17 protein-coding genes are annotated in these 19,218 nt (G+C 69.0%); 11 read left to right on the top strand and 6 right to left on the bottom strand.

Features of this window, described 5'->3' with window-relative positions; translation table 11 throughout:
• Positions 1 to 44 precede the first annotated feature (44 nt).
• From ACF3M1_RS14815 to ACF3M1_RS14805, 3 genes are read left to right on the top strand one after another with little or no spacing between them, the layout of a single operon-like run.
• Positions 45 to 1,109: a class I SAM-dependent methyltransferase gene (locus tag ACF3M1_RS14815; protein WP_394001914.1), complete on the top strand. Its 1,065-nt coding sequence runs from the start codon at positions 45 to 47 to the stop codon at positions 1,107 to 1,109.
• A complete protein-coding gene (locus ACF3M1_RS14810) occupies positions 1,106 to 1,813 on the top strand; it encodes a pseudouridine synthase (RefSeq protein WP_394001913.1) in 708 nt (235 codons plus the stop codon). The genes ACF3M1_RS14815 and ACF3M1_RS14810 overlap by 4 nt, the downstream gene beginning before the upstream one ends.
• Complete coding sequence (locus ACF3M1_RS14805; RefSeq protein ID WP_394001912.1) at positions 1,806 to 2,498, top strand: HAD family hydrolase; 693 nt, start codon at positions 1,806 to 1,808, stop codon at positions 2,496 to 2,498. Before ACF3M1_RS14810 ends, ACF3M1_RS14805 begins: the two co-directional genes overlap by 8 nt.
• A gap of 147 nt (positions 2,499 to 2,645) precedes the next feature.
• On the opposite strand, the gene ACF3M1_RS14800 is transcribed toward ACF3M1_RS14805, so the two are convergent.
• A complete protein-coding gene (locus ACF3M1_RS14800; RefSeq protein ID WP_394001910.1) occupies positions 2,646 to 2,942 on the bottom strand; it encodes an ArsR/SmtB family transcription factor in 297 nt (98 codons plus the stop codon).
• A complete protein-coding gene (locus tag ACF3M1_RS14795; protein ID WP_394001908.1) occupies positions 2,939 to 3,973 on the bottom strand; it encodes a cation diffusion facilitator family transporter in 1,035 nt (344 codons plus the stop codon). Before ACF3M1_RS14795 ends, ACF3M1_RS14800 begins: the two co-directional genes overlap by 4 nt.
• Before the next feature lie 299 nt (positions 3,974 to 4,272).
• Here ACF3M1_RS14795 and ACF3M1_RS14790 point away from each other — a divergent pair, with 299 nt between their 5' ends.
• Positions 4,273 to 5,103 (top strand): ankyrin repeat domain-containing protein, encoded by an 831-nt coding sequence (locus tag ACF3M1_RS14790; RefSeq protein ID WP_394001906.1) that lies wholly within the window; start codon positions 4,273 to 4,275, stop codon positions 5,101 to 5,103.
• Positions 5,100 to 7,307, top strand: coding sequence for a phospholipase (locus ACF3M1_RS14785; RefSeq protein WP_394001904.1), 2,208 nt, complete (start codon positions 5,100 to 5,102; stop codon positions 7,305 to 7,307). The genes ACF3M1_RS14790 and ACF3M1_RS14785 overlap by 4 nt, the downstream gene beginning before the upstream one ends.
• 45 nt (positions 7,308 to 7,352) lie before the next feature.
• On the opposite strand, the gene ACF3M1_RS14780 is transcribed toward ACF3M1_RS14785, so the two are convergent.
• Both ACF3M1_RS14780 and ACF3M1_RS14775 read right to left on the bottom strand, forming a co-directional pair.
• Positions 7,353 to 7,901, bottom strand: coding sequence for a DUF1415 domain-containing protein (locus tag ACF3M1_RS14780; RefSeq protein ID WP_394001902.1), 549 nt, complete (start codon positions 7,899 to 7,901; stop codon positions 7,353 to 7,355).
• Positions 7,902 to 7,909: 8 nt separating this feature from the next.
• Positions 7,910 to 8,392: a YajQ family cyclic di-GMP-binding protein gene (locus tag ACF3M1_RS14775; protein WP_180545750.1), complete on the bottom strand. Its 483-nt coding sequence runs from the start codon at positions 8,390 to 8,392 to the stop codon at positions 7,910 to 7,912.
• 128 nt (positions 8,393 to 8,520) lie between these two features.
• Between ACF3M1_RS14775 and ACF3M1_RS14770 the strand changes: the two genes are divergently transcribed.
• The 3 genes from ACF3M1_RS14770 (at position 8,521) to ACF3M1_RS14760 (ending at position 11,174) form a co-directional block, all read left to right on the top strand.
• Positions 8,521 to 9,570, top strand: a complete 1,050-nt coding sequence (locus ACF3M1_RS14770) for an NAD(P)-dependent alcohol dehydrogenase (protein WP_394001900.1) — start codon at positions 8,521 to 8,523, stop codon at positions 9,568 to 9,570.
• 64 nt (positions 9,571 to 9,634) lie between these two features.
• Positions 9,635 to 10,549: a DMT family transporter gene (locus ACF3M1_RS14765; RefSeq protein WP_394001898.1), complete on the top strand. Its 915-nt coding sequence runs from the start codon at positions 9,635 to 9,637 to the stop codon at positions 10,547 to 10,549.
• Between the two features lie 85 nt (positions 10,550 to 10,634).
• Positions 10,635 to 11,174 (top strand): DUF1453 domain-containing protein, encoded by a 540-nt coding sequence (locus ACF3M1_RS14760; protein WP_394001896.1) that lies wholly within the window; start codon positions 10,635 to 10,637, stop codon positions 11,172 to 11,174.
• Between the two features lie 357 nt (positions 11,175 to 11,531).
• Here the strand turns inward: ACF3M1_RS14760 and ACF3M1_RS14755 are convergent, their stop codons facing one another.
• Positions 11,532 to 12,176 (bottom strand): OmpW family protein, encoded by a 645-nt coding sequence (locus ACF3M1_RS14755; RefSeq protein ID WP_394001894.1) that lies wholly within the window; start codon positions 12,174 to 12,176, stop codon positions 11,532 to 11,534.
• A gap of 467 nt (positions 12,177 to 12,643) precedes the next feature.
• Between ACF3M1_RS14755 and aceF the strand changes: the two genes are divergently transcribed.
• From aceF to lpdA, 3 genes are read left to right on the top strand one after another with little or no spacing between them, the layout of a single operon-like run.
• A complete protein-coding gene (aceF, locus tag ACF3M1_RS14750) occupies positions 12,644 to 14,356 on the top strand; it encodes a dihydrolipoyllysine-residue acetyltransferase (protein ID WP_394001892.1) in 1,713 nt (570 codons plus the stop codon).
• Between the two features lie 16 nt (positions 14,357 to 14,372).
• Complete coding sequence (locus tag ACF3M1_RS14745) at positions 14,373 to 15,995, top strand: GNAT family N-acetyltransferase (RefSeq protein WP_394001890.1); 1,623 nt, start codon at positions 14,373 to 14,375, stop codon at positions 15,993 to 15,995.
• Positions 15,995 to 17,821, top strand: coding sequence for a dihydrolipoyl dehydrogenase (gene lpdA / locus ACF3M1_RS14740; protein WP_394001888.1), 1,827 nt, complete (start codon positions 15,995 to 15,997; stop codon positions 17,819 to 17,821). Before ACF3M1_RS14745 ends, lpdA begins: the two co-directional genes overlap by 1 nt.
• Before the next feature lie 184 nt (positions 17,822 to 18,005).
• On the opposite strand, the gene ACF3M1_RS14735 is transcribed toward lpdA, so the two are convergent.
• Positions 18,006 to 18,926 carry a hypothetical protein gene (locus ACF3M1_RS14735; protein WP_394001886.1) on the bottom strand — a complete coding sequence of 307 codons (921 nt, stop codon included), beginning with the start codon at positions 18,924 to 18,926 and terminating at the stop codon, positions 18,006 to 18,008.
• Between the last annotated feature and the right edge of the window lie 292 nt (positions 18,927 to 19,218).

Genomic DNA, 19,218 nt, shown 5'->3' with positions numbered 1-19,218 from the left:
GCGGGGCCGGGAGAATCCACGGCCGTCCCGTCCTGTCCCCGCCGATGTCCGATCCCGCACTCGATGCCCTGTTCCTGCCGCTCGAACAGCGCCAGCTCGCCTGGCCCGACGAGGGCGCGCTGTTCCTGCGCGCACGTCCGGGTGTGCCCACGACCGGTGGTCGCTGGCCGGGCCTGGTCTGCGAACAGAGCTTCAAGCCGCTGCATGCGGCCTTGCAGCGCGCCGGCCTCGATGTGTTGCCAGGCGACGAAGGCGACGTCGTATTGCCGCGCAAGCCGCTGGTGCTGGTGCTGCCGCCGCGCCAGCGCGACGAATCGCGCGCGGTGCTGGCACGCGCGCTGCAGGCCGTGACGCCGGGTGGCTGGGTGCTGGCGAGCGTCGCCAACGACGAGGGCGCGAAGTCCGCGCAGGACGATCTCGCGAAGCTCGCCGGCAACATCGGTGCGCTGTCAAAGCACAAATGCCGCGTGTTCTGGGCGCAGGCCGGCGACACTGTGGACACCGCGCTGGTCGACACCTGGTCCACGCTGGACCGCGCGCGCGACGTGCTCGATGGTCGGTTCCAGAGCCGCCCCGGCGTGTTCGCCTGGGACCGCATCGATCCCGCGTCCGCGTTGCTGGCCTCGCACCTGCCGACGACATTGGCCGGGCGCGGCGCCGATCTGGGCGCCGGCTACGGGTATCTGTCGGCGGAACTGCTGCAGCGTTGCCAGGGCATCACCGCGCTGGACGTCTTCGAAGCCGAGGGCCGCGCGCTGACACTGGCGCGCCAGAACCTGGCTGCACTCGGCGCAGGCGCGACGCTGGCTTATCACTGGCACGACGTCACCACCGGCGTGCCGCAAGGGTATGACGTCATCGTCAGCAATCCGCCGTTCCATGCGCATGGCCGTGAGGGCCGGCCCGATATCGGCCGTGCGTTCATCGGCGCTGCCGCGGTCGCGTTGAAGCCCGGCGGTGCGCTGTGGCTGGTCGCCAATCGGCATCTCCCGTACGAGGACGTGCTCGATGCGCGGTTCGGCGAGGTCAACGAGGTGGCGTCCAGTGGCGCGTTCAAGGTGATCCACGCGGTGCGCGCACGCGCGACCCCGGCGAGGCACCGCGCATGAAGCTGGTCAAACTGCTCGCCAATCTGGGCTACGGCAGCCGCAAGCAGGTGACGTGGATGTTTCGCGAAGGCCGGGTGACCGATGCGGCCGGAGACGTGCTGTACGCCGACGACCAGGTCGGCCACGACGATGTGCGTGTCGACGGCGAGCCGCTGGATCCGCCGCAGGGCCTGACCCTGATGCTGCACAAGCCGGCCGGCTACACGTGCTCGAACAAGGACATCGGCCGCCTCGTCTATGACCTGCTGCCGCCGCGTTTCCGGCTGCGCTCGCCGGCGCTGTCGAGTGTCGGCCGGCTCGATCGCGAGACCAGCGGCCTGCTGCTGTTCACCGATGACGGCCAGCTGCTGCACCGGATCATCTCGCCGAAGGCTGCACTGCCGAAGGTCTACGAGGCCACGCTGGCCGAGCCGTTGCGCGGCAACGAGGCCGTGCTGTTCGCCAGCGGCGCGATGCTGCTGGAGTCGGAGACCACGCCGCTCAAACCCGCAGTGCTCGAGGTGCTGGCTCCGACCCAGGCGCGACTGACGATCACCGAAGGCCGCTACCACCAGGTGCGGCGCATGTTCGCCGCGGTCGGCAATCACGTCGCGGCGCTGCACCGCAGCCGCGTCGGCGGGTTGTCGCTGGGCGATCTGCCGGAAGGCGAATGGCGCGCGCTCGATGCAGGCGATATCGCGACGCTGATGGCGGCCCATGACTGAGGTCGCGCCACTGCCGTTCCGGCCTGCGGCGGTGATCTTCGACATGGACGGCCTGCTGCTCGACAGCGAGCGCGCGATTCTCGACTCGTTGCGCGCCGCGGCGCTGGATCATCGCTTGGACATCGATCCGGACTGGTGGCTGTGTTTAATCGGCCACACCGACGCAGTCTGCCGTGCGCGCCTGGGCCGGCACATCGGCGAGAGTCCGGCCACGGCGCTGCTTGACGACGGCCATGCGCGTTATGTCGCGATCGCCGAGGCCGGCCTGCCGCATCGACCGGGCGTCGTCGCCTTGCTGGAGTTGCTCGTCACGCACGCCATGCCCCGTGCGGTCGCGACCTCGACGCGGTCGCCGCTGGCGCAGCGCAAGCTGGCAGCAGCGGGACTTCTCGCGTATTTCGACGAGGTCTGCACCAGCAGCGATGTCGCGCAGCCCAAGCCCGCGCCGGATGTCTATCTGCTCGCTGCCGAACGTCTCGGTGTGCCACCGTCGCAGTGTCTGGTGCTGGAGGACTCGCCGACCGGCGTGCGCGCCGCGCTCGCTGCAGGCATGACCGCGGTGCAAGTGCCGGATCTGCTGGCACCGGACGATGAGGCGCGCGCGCTCGGGCATCGCATCGTTGGGTCGCTCGATGAGGCGCAGGCGCTGATCGCCCCGTGGTTGTCGACAGCGACGGCAGGCTGACCGGTTCAACATGGGTGGGTGTCGGTGGCACTTCGCCCACGAAGCGCACCTGATTGGACCGAAGGTCGCGTAGCGCACCGCGAACACCCGTCACCCACGCATGCCTGCGGCCAACCGCGCGAGTACCCGGAGGCGATCGGTCGCCGATCAGTCGTGCTCGCCGGTGTGGTCGAGCATGTCACGCAGCATGTCCTGCACATGGGCGTCGTCGGCCTCGTACAGCACCTGCCGCGCCTGACGCTCGCCACGCACCAGCCGCGCGCCGCGCAGCAGGCGCAGGTGATGGCTCACCAGCGGCTGTGAAGCACCGGTGCGACGCGCGATCTCGCCGACCGCGACCGGGCCGTCGAGACAGGTCAGCAGCACGCGCAGACGCGTGGGATCGCCGAGCAGCTTGAAGGTCTCGGCGAGGATCGCCAGGCGCGCATCGTCGACAGCGGTCATCGCGCGGAGCCGGACACGTGCGGCCCGTCGTGCGTGTGGTCGGGCCTGTCCCCGTGATCGTAGTGATGTGCGTGATCGTGCACATGTGCGTCGCCGCGGCGCGGCGTTTCCAGCGCGCACGGCGCCTGCGGCCTGTGCACGACCTCGACGGTCGCATGCCCGATCGCGAAGCGCTCGGCGAGTGCGCGCTTGACCGCGGGCACGACCTGCGCCGGCTCGGCGCCATCGGCCAGGGCCAGTTCGAGCGTCGCCAGCACCCGACCGGACGTGATCGACCAGACATGCACGTGGTCCACGGCCGCGACGCCGGGCACGGCGTCGAGCAGATGCCGGCGCAGCACGTCGATGTCGACGTCCGGCGGCGTGCCTTCCATCAGGATGTGGAACGAGCCGCGCAGCAGCGCCCAGGCGCTGCGCAGGATCAGCAGGCAGACCAGCACCGAGAGGATCGGATCGATCGCCATCCAGCCGGTGAAGTGGATCACCAGCGCGGCGACGATCGCCGCGACCGAGCCGAGCAGATCCCCGAGCACGTGCAGCGTGGCGCCCTTGATGTTGACGTGCGACTGGTCGCCGCGGTGCAGGATCCAGAACACCAGACAGTTCACCAGCAGCCCGACCACGGCGACCACCAGCATCGGCCCGGCCAGCACCTCGCCGGGACTGCGCAGGCGCTGGACCGCCTCCCAGACGATCCAGGCGACCAGCGCGAACAGCGTGAGCGCGTTGACCAGCCCGGCCAGCACCTCGAACCGCATGTAGCCGAAGGTGCGCCGGGCGTCCGACGCGCGGCGTCCGATCCGGAACCCCACCCAGGCCAGCAGCAGCGCGGCCGCGTCGGTCAGCATGTGCCCGGCATCGGCGATCAGCGCCAGCGAGCCCGACAGCACCCCGCCGACGACCTCGACCAGCATGAAACCCGCGGTCAGCACGAAGCCGGTCAGCACCACGCGTTCGTTGGTCGACGAGACCGGCGGGGCATGGCTGTGGCCGTGCGCATGGTCGTGCTCGTGATGATGGTGGTCCGGCATCGGGTGGCGTCCGAACGGGTGAGCGGGAATGCCAACATATAAACATATTTTTATATCGATCGCCGTGCGGCGTCTTCCAGGAACGCCCGGCCCCTGCGCGCCCGGCTCACCGGCCTGCGCTAGGCTGTCGGTCCGATTGCGTCAGGATGCGCGAAGGATCGGTAATGACGACAGGGACTCGTTCGGATCGTGGCCGGATGGCCGGGCACCGGTGGAGCAGCTTGAGACGGGCGGCGCGCGCGTGGCGGCTCGCTCTTCCCCTCATCGCTGCAAGCGTGTTGACCGCGTGTGTACTCGCAGTGCCTTCGACCGACACCGCGGGCGAACGCGCCGCTGCGGCGCGCGCCTTCGACGACCCCAAGGCGCAGGCGCTGGCGGTCGCAGCGGCGACGGGGAATGCCGACGCCGTGCGGCGGTTGATGCGCGACGAAGGCGTCGATCCCGACGGGATCTTCTGGGGATCGAACGCAGGCACGCCGCTGCTGGCGTGGCCGATCTATCGGGGGAATCCCGATGGGCTGCGCGCGATGCTGGAGAACGGGGCCGATCCGAATGTCGTAAAGCCGTATCAGACCCGGGATCGTGGAATCAGAAACAATTCCAACGCGATGGTCTGGGCGGCCGAGCAGGAAGACCCTGTCTATCTACAGACTCTGCTGGATCATGGCGGTGATCCCGATACGCGCAATGCCAACAATGAGGCCTTGCTGTTCCACGCGCTGATCAAGCAGAACAAATGGCGCAATGTGCAGGTGCTTGTCGAGCGCGGCGCCGACGTGAATGTCCTCGCCGGAATGGGCGGCACGATCATGGGCCATTACGCCTCGAGCGGCGAATTCTCGAAGGTGCACTGGCTGCTTGAGCACGGCGCCGATCCGAGTCTCGATTATGCCTACGGTGAACCAGTGCGATCGCCCGACTCGCATACGATCGAAGGCGTTTTCTGGCATCCGGGAGATCCCGATGACCCGAGCTGGCAGATCGCCTGCCAGCGCTGGCTGCTGGCGCGCGGCATCGCACGTCCGCCGATGCCCGAGCAGTACCGAAGGATGCGACAGACGTTCGGCTTTCCGCATGAGGAAGACCGGATCCCCCTACCCGACATGGACGACACGGGAGACGCGACATGACGTCACGACACGAAGCAGGGCAACGGCTGCTGTCCGAATTGCGGACAAGCGCGACAGACGAAGCCGCCGACACCGCCGCACGCCTGCAGGCGGACTACCACGCGCGGGAGATGGCGCTGCTGTCCCAGGACAGCTACGACGCGGCGCGGCAGGCTGGAGCTCCGCCGCGGGGTTGGTTTCGTGCGACTGCCGACCTCGGCGCGCTGCGCGCTGCGCTTCCGGGACTCTCTATGACGGATGACCAGCTCCGAGATCTGCTTGCGCCGGAGAGATCCGGATTTCGCGCCGAAATCTATCTGCCCGACCCTGCGGTGTTGGGGCCGGGCTACAAGCCGACGGTGGTCTTCAAGGGCTCGACCGGGGCGGTCATGGAGAACGGAGTGCTGCGTGAGACTGCGAGGGAGGATTTTCTTGGGAACAATCTCCCGCAATCACTTGGCTTGCAGACCGACTACTACGATCGTGCGATGCGGCTCGCGGTGACGTTGCGGGCGCAGGGCATCGAATTCGATCTCGCCGGCCACAGTCTCGGCGGCGGCATGGCCTCCGCCGCGGCTGCGGTCACCGGCATGCGCGCGGTCACCTTCAATGCCGCAGGCCTGCATCCGGCGACCGCGGGCGACTTCGCGCGCGAGCGCGGCCTGCCGCTGTACGACCCACGCGAGACCGTCACCGCCTGGCAGGTGCAGGGCGACCTGCTCAATGACGGCGTGCAGACCGAGCTGCGCGGCATGAGCGATCTGCAGCGCATGCGGATGGACATCCTGTTGACCAACACCGTCGACGCCATGCGCAGAACCCCGGCAGGGCGCGACTATCTCGAAGCCCGTCTGGTGGGTGCGGTGCCCGAAACCTCACAGCCGGCCGTCCGCGCCTTCCTCGACCGTCTGCAGGCGGGCGACACGGCGCAGCTGATCCGGGATCTGCCGGAAGCGGCGGGCGTGCGCAGGCCGGCGCTGGTCGCGATGACCGAGGACGCGCGGGCGCTCGTCGAGCGCGAGGACCGTGCCTCGCTGGGTGAACTGCAGCAATTGGGTGGCCCGGTGCTGACTGTGCTCGCGCTGGGTGCGCGCGGCGCCAATACCGGCGCCATCGTCGGCCAGGCCGTGGCCGACGGCGGGCGCATGGCCGCACTCGGGATCGAAGGGGCCGGCGATGCCACCCGCTCGGCCCTGGGCGTGAGCGGATTGCACCTGGAGCGGACGTCCCGGGGTGCCGGGCTGGCGCTCCAGCACGGCGCGCTGGGCCTGGGTGAATTCGGCGCACAGGCGCGGATGACGGGCGCGCGGGCCGAGGCCGCCCTCGATCATGCCCAGGGCTGGGCGCAGTCGACCGCCGCGCAGGCGCCGGGCGGCCTGCTGCGCACGCTGGGGCAGGCCACGGGCACGGTGTCCGGCGGATGGCGCGAGAATTTCGAGGCGCGCGCGGAGCGCGTCGAAGCAGCGGGAGAGGCGGCGCGTGAGCGCGGTCGCGCCGACGGCCAAGCCGCGATCGAACGGGGCGGGCACGACGCGCAGGCCCGCCGCGCGCTGGCGGGTGAGGTGGGCGGGCACCTGCGTACCGGGACCGAAGCGACCGGCGCACGGGCGCACGGCCAGCTGGTCTACGTCGGCGATCGGCTCGATGCTGGCCTCGAGGTGGTGGGCGCACGGATCACCTCGACCACCGCGCATGCCCCCACCCTGGGCGCAGGCCTCGGCGGCATCACGGGCGTCCTGTCGGCCGGGGCGTTGACCTTCGATCCGAAGGCGCCACGGGGCATGGCGAACTGGACCGGTGCGATCGAGCTGGTGCGTGAGATGGGGCCAGGCATGGTCGAAGCGGTCGGCCGGCACGGCATGGGCTCGGCGATGATCCCGAGTCTGGACCGCCACATCGCCGAGCAGGAGGCGGCCGCGCGCGCCTTGCTGCAGCGCGGGAACCGCGACGCGCGCGATCTGTCGACGGGTGAGCCGCGCGCGTCCGTGTGGTCCGGGCAGGGCGGGCAGGTGCTCGATCGGCTGCTGTCGGCCGTCCGGTCCGGCGACACCGCGGATGCAACCCGGGCCACGCGCGCGTTGCTCGATACGCCGGAGGCGGCCGCATGGCTGGCCGAAGGGCAGGCGCGTCTGGCGACCCACGCGCGATTCCTGCCGGAGGCCTCCGCGGCGCAGGATCTGCACGCGGCCTCGCCGTCCATCGCTGCCGCGGAGCTGGCCCGTTGATCCGCCGCGCTATACGTGGATGCGGCGGGCAGTGGGCGCCCGCCCTCAGTCCGGCGCGCTGAACACCTGCGCCCAGCCGGCGTGGCCGAGCCGCTCCAGGGTCTGAATGTTGCGGTCGGGAATCGAATCGGGATCCGGAAACGCATCCACCGCGCGTGCCACGCTGTCCTCGCGCAACAGGTGCAGGGTGGGATAGGGCGCCCGGTTGGTGAAGTTGGTGATGTCGTCGGGCGCGGTGCCGGCGAACTGGTAGTCGGGATGGAAGCTGGCGACCTGCAGCACGCCGTCGAGTTCCAGCGCCTCGACCAGCCCATCGGCCTCGTCGAGGAAGTCGTTGTAGTCGAGGAAGTCGCCGAGCACCTGCGGATGCACGATCAAAGTGGTGTCGATCTCCGCCGCGGGCGTGTCGCGCAGGCGCAGCAGTTCCTCGCCCAGTTCCTCCAGGAGCGCCTCGGGCGTGGTCGCATCGCTCAGCACGAAGCGCACCTGGCCCTTGACCAGCACCGCCTTGGCGAAGGGGCACAGGTTCAGCCCGATGACCGCGCGCTCCAGCCACACGCGGGTATCGGCGATCGGATCGGCCGTCCGCTGCATCGCGGTACTCAATCGCGGAAGTTGTCGAACTGCAGCGGCAGCTCGAAATCGGTGCCGCGCAGCAGCGCCATCGCCGCCTGCAGGTCGTCGCGCTTCTTGCCGGTGACGCGCAGCTTGTCGCCGTTGATCTGGCTGTCGACCTTCAGCTTGGCGGTCTTGAGCGTGGTCTGGATCTTCTTCGCGAGATCGCGCTCGATGCCCTGCTTGACGGTCACCGTCTGCCGCGCGCCGGCGAGGTTGGTCTCGATGTCGCCGAATTCGAGGCACTTGATGTCGATCTTCCGCGCGGCCAGGCGCTGGCGCAGGATCTCGGTCATCTGCTGCACCTGGAAATCGCTCGGCGCGGACTGCTTGATCACCGCGTCCTCGAGTTCGAATGCCGCGTCCACGCCCTTGAAGTCGAAGCGCGTGGTGAGCTCGCGGTTGGCCTGGTCGACGGCATTGGTCAGTTCGTGGGTGTCGACTTCCGAGACGATGTCGAAGGAGGGCATGGGGCACCTGCGGTGGGACGAAAGCGCGCAGGGTACCGCACCCGTGGCATGGCCTGTTCCGTCCGTCGCCACGCTGCGCGAACGGTCCCGCGCCGACAATACCCGGCTTCCTGCCAGGAGCCCGCCCCATGCTCGACACCCCTGCCTACGCCGCGGCCGATGCCACCACGCCGCTCGCCCCGACGACGATTCAGCGTCGCGCACCGCGTGCCCGCGAGGTCCTGATCGACATCGCCTATTGCGGCGTCTGCCATACCGACCTGCACCAGGTCCGCGACGAGTGGGGCGGCTCGATCTTCCCGATGGTGCCGGGCCACGAGATCGTCGGCCGCGTGGCCGAGGTCGGCGCGGACGTCACGCGGTTCAAGGTCGGCGATGCCGTCGGCGTCGGCTGCTTCGTCGATTCCTGCCGGTCGTGCGCGCAGTGCGAGGCCGGCGAGGAACAGTTCTGCGAGCAGGGCATGACCAGCACCTACAACGCGATGGAACGCGACGGCAGCGCCCCGACCTACGGCGGCTATTCGACGCGCATCACCGTCGACCAGGACTACGTGCTGCGCGTGCCCGAAGCCCTGCCGCTCGACGCCGCAGCGCCGTTGCTGTGCGCGGGCATCACCACCTATTCGCCGCTGCGCCATTTCGGCGTCAAGGCCGGCGACGCGGTCGCAGTGGTCGGCCTCGGCGGCCTCGGCCACATGGCGGTGAAGTTCGCGGTGGCGATGGGCGCGCGCGTCACCGTGCTCAGCACGTCGGAGTCCAAGCGCGACGACGCGCTGAAGCTCGGCGCGCACGACTTCGCCGCGACGCGTGACCCCGCGACATTCAAGACCCTGGCCAAGACCTTCGACTTCATCGTCGACAGCGTCTCCGCACCGCACGATTACAACGCCTACCTGTCGCTGCTGAAGGTCGACGGCACGATGATCCTGCTCGGCGTGCCCGACCAGCCCGCGCCGGTCGCCGCCGGCTCGCTGATCATGCAGCGCCGTCGCCTGACCGGTTCGCTGATCGGCGGCATCCGCGAAACCCAGGAGATGCTCGACTTCTGCGCCGAGCACGGCATCGTCTCCGACATCGAGATCATCGATATCGCCGACATCAACACCGCCTACGAGCGGATGCTCAAGGGCGACGTGCGCTACCGCTTCGTCATCGACATCGCCACGCTCGGCCGCTGACACCGGGCTGCGACCGTCCCGGCGTCCATGCGAGGATGCCGGGCCGTCCCGGTCGTCTCACTCCATGGCCCGCACCGTCGTCCCGACCCAGCCCCGCGTCGCCGCCATGTGGATGCTGCTGGCGGTGCTCGCGTTCGCGGGCATGGACGCGGGCATGAAATGGATCGCCGAGGATTACCCGGCGTTCCAGGTGGCGGTGTTCCGCAGTCTGTCGACGTTGCCGCTGGTGCTGGGCTGGATCGTGCTGCGCGGCCGCGCGGGCACCTTGTTGCGCATCCACTGGCCGCTGCACCTGCTGCGTGGCGCGCTCGGCGTGGGCATGATCGCCGGCTTCGTCTACGGCCTGGCGCGGATGCCGCTGTCGACCGCCTACGCGATCGTCTTCGTCTCCCCGCTGATGGTGACCGCGCTGGCCGTGCCCCTGCTCGGCGAGAAGGTCGGGCCGCGTCGCTGGACCGCGATCGCGGTCGGTGTCGTCGGTGTGCTGGTGGTGCTGCGGCCCAGCGGCGAGGGCGTCGCGACGCTGGCCGGACTGGCCGTGGTCGGCGGCGCGCTGTGTTACGCCATCGCCTCGATCGCGGTGCGTTCGCTGGCCCAGCGCGACAGCCCCGAGGCCCTGGTGTTCTGGTTTCTCGTGCTGATGGCGCTGTTCGCCGGTGTGCTGGCCTGGCGCGACTGGCAACCCCTGCAGGTCGCGCACCTGTGGGTGCTGGCGCTGATCGGCGTGACCGGCGCGCTGGGACAGGTCGCGTTGACGCATGCGTTCCGTCTGGGCGAGGCCAGCCAGGTCGCGCCGCTCGAGTACACCGCGCTGGTCTGGGTGGTGTTGCTGGATCTGTTCGTCTGGCAGGTGCTGCCCGATGGCATGACCTGGCTGGGCGCCGGCATCATCGTCGCCAGCGGGCTGTACATGTTCCGCCGCGAGCGGGTGGTGGCGGTGCCGCCGTCGCATCGCCCGGACACGACGCCGCCACCCTGACGCCGGCCGCCGTCATCGCGCCGCCCGGGTCGATCGCGGATCATCTTGGGTTCCGCCCAGTGTCCATCGAGCCCGCCGCACCGCCATGCCACTCCTGCTGCTGATCGTCGTCCCCCTGGCGCTGTTCGCGCTGATGCTGCTGCTGTGGCCGCTGGCGTTGTGGAACCGCTACCGCGTCGGTACCTCGCGCCGCCAGCCCCTGCGCTGGCTCACCCGGCTCAATGCGTGGTTGATTCCCGCGTCGGCGGTGCTGTTCCTGGGCGGCATGGCGATCACCCAGCTGTTCGTCGCCCACGCCCTGCCGTATGCCGCGCTCGGCGTGCTCGCGGGGCTCGCGACCGGCGTGCTGGGTTGTGTCCTGACCCGGGTCGAGCATCGGCCGGGCCAGGTCTGGTACACGCCGAACCGCTGGCTGGTGCTGGCGCTGACGCTGATCGTGGTCGCCCGTGTGCTCGGCGCGATCTGGCAGGCCTGGGAGCGCTGGCGCGGCGACCATGCGGTGCTCGCGGCCTGGGGGCCGTTGGGCGAGCCAGCCGGCCTGTTCGCCGTGGCGGGGCTGGTGATCGGCTACCACGCCGCCTACGCGGTGTTGTTGCAGTGGCGACTGGGGCCGTGGCTGCGCTGAGGCAGGCGCAACGTTCGCCGCGTTGAGCATCCCCGCGGCGGGAGAGGCGGGGGCAGGTGGAGGCGCCCGTGATCGGATTCGCATGCCGCGCCTGGACGGCAACGGTGGGAGCCCGCCCGAACACGCACGTACCCGGCGCCCACAACGGCTGGCGTGGCGTGTCGCCATGGCCGCTCACGCCGGCCGGTCGCCGGGACACGAGGCAAGCGGATCACGCAGCGCCCGCTGACGACGCGCGGTGTCCCGTTCGCATTCCGGGCGCCCCGGGGAAGCGACCCTCAAGCACGCGGTGCCAGGCCCAAAAAAAAAGACCCGCCGAAGCGGGTCTTTCCTGGTGCACGACTCTGGAGAGAGAGGTCAGAAGCGCGCGCCGATACCGAAACCGACGGTCCACGGGTCGAGCTTGAGCTCCTGCCCCGTGTTGACGCCCGCCTCGCGCACGTCCGCACGGCTGCGCAGGTAGCGCGCGTCGGCACGGGCGAACCAGGTCGGGGTGATGTTCATGTCGACACCGACCGTGCCGATCGCGCCCTTGGGCGTGGTCAGCGAGACGTGGTTGCCGCCCGGGTTGAGGTCTTCGTTGTCGATGTTGGAGTGGTGATAGCCCAGGCCGACAAACGGGCGGAAGGTGTTGTCCACGTCACCGAAGTGGTACTGGCCGCTCAGCGCCAGCGGACGCTGCTCGACGGTGCCGATCTTCGCGCCGTCGGCGCGGACGCGGTGGTCGAACGAATCCAGCGCGCCCCACAGCTCGGCACTGATGTTGTCGGTGAAGTTGTAGGAGAACGACGCCGTCGGCGCCGGGCCGCCATCGACCTTGATGCCGTCGTTGCGGCCGGTGTCGTTGTTCGGCTGCAGCAGCGTGGCGCCGCCGACGACCGAGAAGCGCTTGCCGGCCGCGGTGTCGCCCTGGGCGAACGAATCCTGCGCGAACGCGACGGGGGCCGCCGCAACGGCGGCGAGCGTGGCGAGGGCCAGGGCATGGGTACGGAACTTCAGCATGGGGATACTCCTCTTCTTTTTGATGTCGACGCCCGCGGCCGGACCGGTGGGTGTCGTGTCGCGGCCGGCGGGGGCCGGGACCGCGACCTCCCTCTGCGGGAAGGCGGGGCCATGCTGACGATCGCTTCCTGAATGCGCGATTGGCGAAATCTGAAGGGATGTGAACTCTTCACCGGGCCATCGGGAACCCGCATGGGGTGTTCAGCGCCGAGGCCGGCACGCCGCGATCCGGTGCACACGTGGCCGGTCGATGCAGTTGAACCCGCCTGGAACGGCGGGAATGCGACGCAGCGTTCTGTTGCGAATTGCCGGTGCGTGGCGTGCCGGGCGTGATCGATCGCACATGGGCCCGCGTCGTGACGCGGATGACACCGGGTGCCGTCATGAGCCCCCATACGCCACACGACAGTTGGCGCGGGGGGAGGCTGGGGCCACAATAGCGGGTCACGACCTGCCCGGAGGGCCGCATGGCCGACCTGAAAGAAGCGCGCGTTCCCGATATTGGCGGGTATGACGATGTCCCGGTGATCGAGGTGCTCGTCGCCGTCGGCGATACCGTCGAGGCCGACCAGGGGCTGGTCACGCTCGAATCGGACAAGGCCACGATGGAAGTGCCGGCACCGTTCGCGGGCGTGATCAAGGAACTGAAGGTCAAGGTCGGCGACACCCTGTCGGAAGGCGGCGTGGTCGCGATCATCGAAGCCGAGGGCGGCGACGCCCAGGCCGAAGCGCCCGCGAAGACGGAAGCCCCGAAGGCTGCCGAAAAGCCGGTCGCCGAGAAAGCCGCGCCGGCCTCGAACACCGAGGCGCCGAAGGCGAAGTCCGGCGGTGGTGGCGCGCAGGAATCGAAGGTGCCGGACATCGGCGGCTACGACGACGTGCCGGTGATCGAAGTGCTGGTCGCGGTCGGCGACACGGTCGAGAAGGACCAGGGCCTGATCACGCTGGAATCGGACAAGGCCACGATGGAAGTGCCGGCCGCGGTCGCCGGCGTCATCAAGGAACTCAAGGTCAAGGTCGGTGACACGCTGTCGGAAGGCGCCGTGGTCGCGATCATCGAGGCTGCGGGCGATGCACCTGCCGCGGCGTCCGCACCGGCCGCTGCGCCGGCCAAGGGCACCGATGACAACACGGTCGAGCCGGTGGCGGCGCAGGCCAAGCCCGACAAGATCGCCGAAGCCTCGATCGAGCATCGCGTGCCGGGCAGCGGCAACCCGCCGGTGCGGTTCGATGCCGATGCGATCCTGCCCGACAAGGTGCCGTATGCCAGCCCCGCGGTGCGCCTGTTCGCACGCGAACTCGGCGTCGACCTGCTGCAGCTCAAGGGCAGTGCCAAGGGCGGCCGCATCATCCGCGAGGACGTGCAGGCCTTCGTCAAGAACGCCCTGCAGAACGGCGGCGGCAAGACGGCATCCGGTGCGCCGGCGTCCGCGGGCGGCGGTCTCAACCTGCTGCCGTGGCCGAAGGTCGATTTCGCCAAGTTCGGCGAGATCGAGGTCCAGGAACTGGGCCGCATCCAGAAGATCTCGGCGGCGAACCTCGCCCGCAACTGGGCGATGATTCCGCACGTCACCCAGCACGACGATGCCGACATCACCGATCTCGAAGCGCTGCGCGTGCAGCTCAACAAGGAAAACGAGAAGGCCGGCGTGAAGCTGACCATGCTCGCATTCCTGATCAAGGCCTCGGTCGCGGTGCTCAAGCAGTACCCGCGCTTCAACAGCTCGCTCGACGCGTCCGGCGAGAATCTCACGCTCAAGAAGTACTTCCACATCGGTTTCGCCGCCGACACTCCGAATGGCCTGGTCGTCCCGGTGATCCGCGACGCCGACAAGAAGGGCGTCATGGAAATCTCGCAGGAGATGTCCGCGCTGGCGAAGAAGGCACGCGACGGCAAGCTCGGCCCGGCCGACATGCAGGGCGGCTGCTTCTCGATCAGCTCGCTCGGCGGCATCGGCGGCACCAGCTTCACCCCGATCGTCAACGCACCCGAAGTCGCGATCCTCGGCGTGTCGAAGTCGGCGATGAAGCCGGTCTGGGACGGCAAGGCCTTCCAGCCGCGCCTGACCCTGCCGCTGTCACTGTCCTACGACCACCGCGTCATCGACGGCGCCGCGGCTGCGCGCTTCACCGCGACGCTGGCGCAACTGCTCGGCGACATGCGCCGGGTGCTGCTGTAAGCGGCCGGGCGGCGGCATGAGCGAGCAAGCGCCCACGCGCGAGCGGGCGCGGCTGACGCTGCGTCATGCCGGCATCGCCGACATCCCGGCGATCGTCGCGCTCAGCGAGCGTGTCTACGGGCCGGACAGCGGCTACACGGCCGAAATGCTGACCGGGCAGATCGCGCAGTTTCCGCAGGGCGTGTTCGTCGCGTTCTACGACGATGTCGCGGTCGGCTACTGCGCGACGTTCCGCATTGACGAGCGCACGGCGATGGCGCCGCACCGCTGGCTGGAGATTTCCGGCGGCGGTTACGCCTCGCGCCACCTGTCGACCGGTGACTGGCTGTACGGCATGGAGGTTTGCGTGGATCCCGCGAATCGCGGGCTGCGCATCGGTCGGCGTCTGTACGAACTGCGCAAGCGGCTGTGCCAGGAACTCGGGCTCAAGGGAATCGTGTTCGGCGGTCGCCTGCCGGGCTACGGCCGGCGTGCGAAGAAGTTCGGCAACGACGTCACCGCCTACGTCGAGGCCGTCTGTGCCGGGCGCCTGCGTGATCGCGCGCTGAGCTTCCAGTTGCGCAACGGCTTCGAACTGATCGGCGTGCTGCCGGGCTACCTGCCCAGCGATACCGAGTCGCGCGGCAATGCCGCGCACCTGGTGTGGCGCAACCCGAAGATCGACGCGCGCGCCGACGCCCGCCCGTCCGCGCGCCCGCTGCCCGAATCGGTGCGTGTGGCGACGGTGCAGTACCAGCAGCGCCGCGTGGCCTCGTTCGAGGAGTTCGCCACCCAGGTCGAATACTTCGTCGACATCGCCGCTGACTACCGCGCCGATTTCGTGGTGTTCCCCGAGCTGTTCACGCTGCAGCTGCTGTCGGTGGAGAACAAGCCGCTGTCGCCGGTCGATTCGCTGCTCGCGCTGACCGGCTACACCGAGCGCTTCGCGCAGCTGCTGTGCGAACTGGCGGTGCGCCACAACATCAACATCATCGGCGGCTCGCATCCCACGCGCACCGGCGACGAGACCGATCCGCGCGTACGCAACATCTGCTACGTCGCGTTGCGCGACGGCTCGCTGCACACCCGCGACAAGCTGCATCCCACGCCCAACGAGCGCACCTGGTGGGGCATCGGCGGCGGCGACAGCGCGCAGGCGATCATCACCGACTGCGGTCCGATCGGCGTCATGATCTGCTACGACAGCGAGTTCCCCGAGCTCGGCCGGCACCTGGTCGACCAGGGCGCGATGATCCTGTTCGTGCCGTTCTGCACCGACACCCGCGAAGGCTATCTGCGCGTGCGCTACTGCTCGCAGGCGCGCGCGGTGGAGAACCAGTGCTACGTCGTGCTGTCGGGCAACGTCGGCAACCTGCCGGGCGTCAACAACTTCGACATCCAGTACGCGCAGAGCTGCATCCTGACGCCCTGCGATTTCCCGTTCGCGCGCGACGGCGTGGCTGCCGATACGACGCCGAACGTCGAGCAGGTCGCGTTCGCCGACCTGCGCCTCAATGATCTGACCGTGGCCCGCAACGACGGCACCGTGCAGAACCTCAACGACCGCCGCCATGACCTGTATGCGCTGACCTGGGCCCGTCGCCCGGCGTCGCGGGTGACGCGGTCCGACCCCATGCAACAGAGCCCGGAGAATCCGTGATGGCCAAGACCTTCGAAGTGACAGTCCCCGACATCGGCGGCTACGACGACGTGCCGGTGATCGAAGTGCTGGTCGTGGTCGGCGACACCGTCGCCAAGGATCAGAGCCTGGTCACGCTGGAGTCGGACAAGGCGACGATGGAAGTGCCGTCGACGGCGGCCGGCGTGATCAAGGACCTCAAGGTCAAGGTCGGCGACACGCTGTCGGAAGGCAGCGTGGTCGCGGTGATCGAGGCCGAAGGCGAGGGCGATGCGCCTGCCGCCGATGCCAAGGCAGCCACGCCTGAAAAGAAAGAAGAAACCCCGGCGAAGAAGAGCGACGCTCCCGGCAGCAATCCGCCGGTCGCGCGTTCGCACGCTGCGCCCGCCGAGCCGGAGGCGGTCAAGGCTGCACCGGCGTCGGGCCGCCAGGCCGATGTCGAATGCCGCATCGTCGTGCTCGGCTCCGGCCCCGGCGGCTACACCGCTGCCTTCCGCGCTGCCGATCTCGGCCTCGACACCGTACTGATCGAACGCTACGAGACGCTCGGCGGCGTCTGCCTCAATGTCGGCTGCATTCCGTCGAAGGCGCTGTTGCACGCGGCCGAGGTCATCGACCAGGCCAAGCACGCCAGCGACTACGGCGTCGATTTCGGTGCGCCGACGATCGCCCTCGACAAGCTGCGCGGCTACAAGGAAAAGGTCGTCGGCCAGCTGACCAAGGGCCTGACCGGCATGGCCAAGCAGCGCAAGGTGCGCGTGGTCACCGGCGAAGGTCTGTTCGTGTCGCCGAACGAGATCGAGGTCACCGGCAGTGACGGCAAGACGCAACTCGTGCGCTTCGAGCAGTGCATCATCGCCGCCGGCTCGCAGGCGCTGAAGCTGCCCGGCTTCCCGTGGGACGACCCGCGCGTGATGGATTCGACCGACGCGCTGGAGCTCGCTGAAACGCCGAAGAAGCTGCTCGTCGTCGGCGGCGGCATCATCGGGCTCGAGATGGCGACGGTCTATCACGCGCTCGGCTCCGAGGTGACGGTCGTCGAACTCGCCGACCAGCTGATGCCCGGCGCCGACAAGGATCTGGTCAAGCCGCTCGCCGACCGACTGAAGAAGCAGGGCGTGTCCGCGCATCTGAAGACCAAGGTCGTCGAGGCCAAGGCCGCGAAGACCGGCATCGACGTGACGTTCGAAGGCGAGAGCATTCCGGACACGAAGACCTTCGATCGTGTGCTGGTGGCCGTGGGCCGCACGCCCAACGGCGGCAAGATCGCCGCCGACAAGGCGGGCGTGCGCGTATCCGAGCGCGGCTTCATCGCGGTGGACGCGCAGATGCGCACCAACGTGCCGCACATCTTCGCGATCGGCGATCTGGTCGGTCAGCCGATGCTGGCGCACAAGGCCACGCACGAGGGCAAGCTCGCGGCCGAAGTCGCCGCCGGCGAGAAGAAGGAGTGGGTGGCGCGGGTAATTCCGTCGGTCGCTTACACCGATCCGGAAATCGCCTGGGTCGGCATCACCGAGACCGAGGCCAAGGCCAAGGGCCTGAAGGTCGGCGTCGGCAAGTTCCCGTGGGCGGCCAGCGGTCGCGCGATCGGCATCGGTCGTACCGAGGGCTTCACCAAGCTGATCTTCGACGAGGCCACGCACCGCATCGTCGGTGCCGGCATCGTCGGCGTGCATGCGGGTGATCTGATCGCAGAGGCAGGCCTGGCGATCGAGATGGGCGCGGAAGTCGCCGACATCGGCCACACCATCCATCCGCATCCCACGCTCAGCGAATCGGTGGCGATGGCGGCCGAAGTGTTCGACGGCACGATCACCGATCTGTACATCCCGAAGAAGAAGTAGGCACGGCGGATCGGCGTCCCGTAGGCGCGCGCTTGCGCGCGATGGGCGCGCCGGGGAATGCCTCATCGCGTGCGTGCGAGCGTGCTTGCACGCCTGCCGCGCCAGACCGAAAAAAAGCCCCGGCATGCCGGGGCTTTTTCATGCGGATCCACACGCCCTTGAAGGCGCGCGGACCGGCCGCGACTCAGAAGCGGAACGTCACGCCGGCCATCGGGCCGTGGACCTTCAGATCGCCCGTGACCTTGCCCGCGTACGGGAACGGACCGGCGTCGATGCCCGACGGCGCGCGCGCGGTGCCGCGGTACTCGTCCGACAGCTTCAGGCGGAACCAGTCGTAACCGGCGTGGATGCCGATGCGCTCGCTGACCATGTACTCGACCAGCAGGCCGCCACGCTCGAAGTGGCCGCGCTCGTCGAGGAAGTTGCCCCAGCGGGTGTCGAGGTACTGGGCTTCGAGGCCGACGGTCCAGCGCTCGGCCGGGGTCCAGGTCAGGCGGGTGTGCAGGCCCGGCGAGAAGCCGTCGCGCTCCCAACCCGTGGTCTCGAACTGCGGATCGACGAGATCGGTGCCGGTCGAGCTGCCGTTGGCGTTGGCTTCGAGCTTGGCGTAGGTCACGCCGAGGCCCAGGCCCCACTCGAAGCTCTCGTTCTTGACCACGGCGTACTCGTAGTTGAGGTTCGCCAGGCGGAACGCGAGGCGACCGTCGATGCGGGCACCCGGCACTTCGATGGCGTCGCCGCCGGGAATAATCGTGCCGGTATCGAGCACGTTGCCGCCGTATTCCCAGGTCTCGTTACGGGTGTAGTCGTAGAAGTTGCCGACCAGGGCCTGACGTTCGCTGATGCGGAAGCCGACCGCGCCGCGCGGACGCCATTCGCGGCCGGTGTCGAAGCTTTCGTTGAAGCCGAAGGTGGCATCGTCGGTGCCATCGGTGACCACGCCGGTGCCGGAGAAGCCGAGTTCGGCCTCGGGATTGAACGCGCTCAGGCGCAGGACGAGACGGTCATCGCGGTTCTGCGCCTGGGCCGGCATGGCGACGACGGCCAGTGCGAGGGCGGCGGGAAGGGCGGCAAGGGACAGCGTGCGGAGGGGGAATTGCGGCATCGTGGGGGCGCCAGAGGGTTGGGAACGGGCGGCAATGGTCGGCAAGTTACGGTCTTGTCGACGTGAAGCGACGGTTCTGCGAATGCCTGCAGCGGCGGCGGCCCCGTCATTTTCCCCGCCGCGAATGACCCTTCCGTCCAAAAAAAGAAGCCCTGGCGGCGGCCAGGGCTTCGGGTGGCGATCTGCGTACGGAACCGACGAGGAAAGTGCGGCAGATCGGGCACACCAGATACGACAACGGGCACACCGCCAAGTTCCGGCCTCCGCGCAGGAAAATAATGAATACGCGCGC

The organism is Luteimonas sp. WGS1318 (assembly GCF_043187535.1).
Classification (GTDB): domain Bacteria; phylum Pseudomonadota; class Gammaproteobacteria; order Xanthomonadales; family Xanthomonadaceae; genus Luteimonas.
This window is presented reverse-complemented; position numbering and strand designations above follow the sequence as displayed.

Bases quoted from the DNA above. Each gene is read 5' to 3' on its own strand.
- ACF3M1_RS14780 (WP_394001902.1), bottom strand. From the start codon at position 7,901: ATGCAGCGGACGGCCGATCCGATCGCCGATACCCGCGTGTGGCTGGAG.
- ACF3M1_RS14815 (WP_394001914.1), top strand. From the start codon at position 45: ATGTCCGATCCCGCACTCGATGCCCTGTTCCTGCCGCTCGAACAGCGC.
- ACF3M1_RS14760 (WP_394001896.1), top strand. From the start codon at position 10,635: ATGCCACTCCTGCTGCTGATCGTCGTCCCCCTGGCGCTGTTCGCGCTG.
- aceF (WP_394001892.1), top strand. From the start codon at position 12,644: ATGGCCGACCTGAAAGAAGCGCGCGTTCCCGATATTGGCGGGTATGAC.
- ACF3M1_RS14755 (WP_394001894.1), bottom strand. From the start codon at position 12,176: ATGCTGAAGTTCCGTACCCATGCCCTGGCCCTCGCCACGCTCGCCGCC.
- ACF3M1_RS14775 (WP_180545750.1), bottom strand. From the start codon at position 8,392: ATGCCCTCCTTCGACATCGTCTCGGAAGTCGACACCCACGAACTGACC.
- ACF3M1_RS14770 (WP_394001900.1), top strand. From the start codon at position 8,521: ATGCTCGACACCCCTGCCTACGCCGCGGCCGATGCCACCACGCCGCTC.
- ACF3M1_RS14765 (WP_394001898.1), top strand. From the start codon at position 9,635: ATGGCCCGCACCGTCGTCCCGACCCAGCCCCGCGTCGCCGCCATGTGG.
- ACF3M1_RS14745 (WP_394001890.1), top strand. From the start codon at position 14,373: ATGAGCGAGCAAGCGCCCACGCGCGAGCGGGCGCGGCTGACGCTGCGT.
- ACF3M1_RS14810 (WP_394001913.1), top strand. From the start codon at position 1,106: ATGAAGCTGGTCAAACTGCTCGCCAATCTGGGCTACGGCAGCCGCAAG.
- ACF3M1_RS14795 (WP_394001908.1), bottom strand. From the start codon at position 3,973: ATGCCGGACCACCATCATCACGAGCACGACCATGCGCACGGCCACAGC.
- ACF3M1_RS14735 (WP_394001886.1), bottom strand. From the start codon at position 18,926: ATGCCGCAATTCCCCCTCCGCACGCTGTCCCTTGCCGCCCTTCCCGCC.
- ACF3M1_RS14785 (WP_394001904.1), top strand. From the start codon at position 5,100: ATGACGTCACGACACGAAGCAGGGCAACGGCTGCTGTCCGAATTGCGG.
- ACF3M1_RS14800 (WP_394001910.1), bottom strand. From the start codon at position 2,942: ATGACCGCTGTCGACGATGCGCGCCTGGCGATCCTCGCCGAGACCTTC.
- lpdA (WP_394001888.1), top strand. From the start codon at position 15,995: ATGGCCAAGACCTTCGAAGTGACAGTCCCCGACATCGGCGGCTACGAC.
- ACF3M1_RS14805 (WP_394001912.1), top strand. From the start codon at position 1,806: ATGACTGAGGTCGCGCCACTGCCGTTCCGGCCTGCGGCGGTGATCTTC.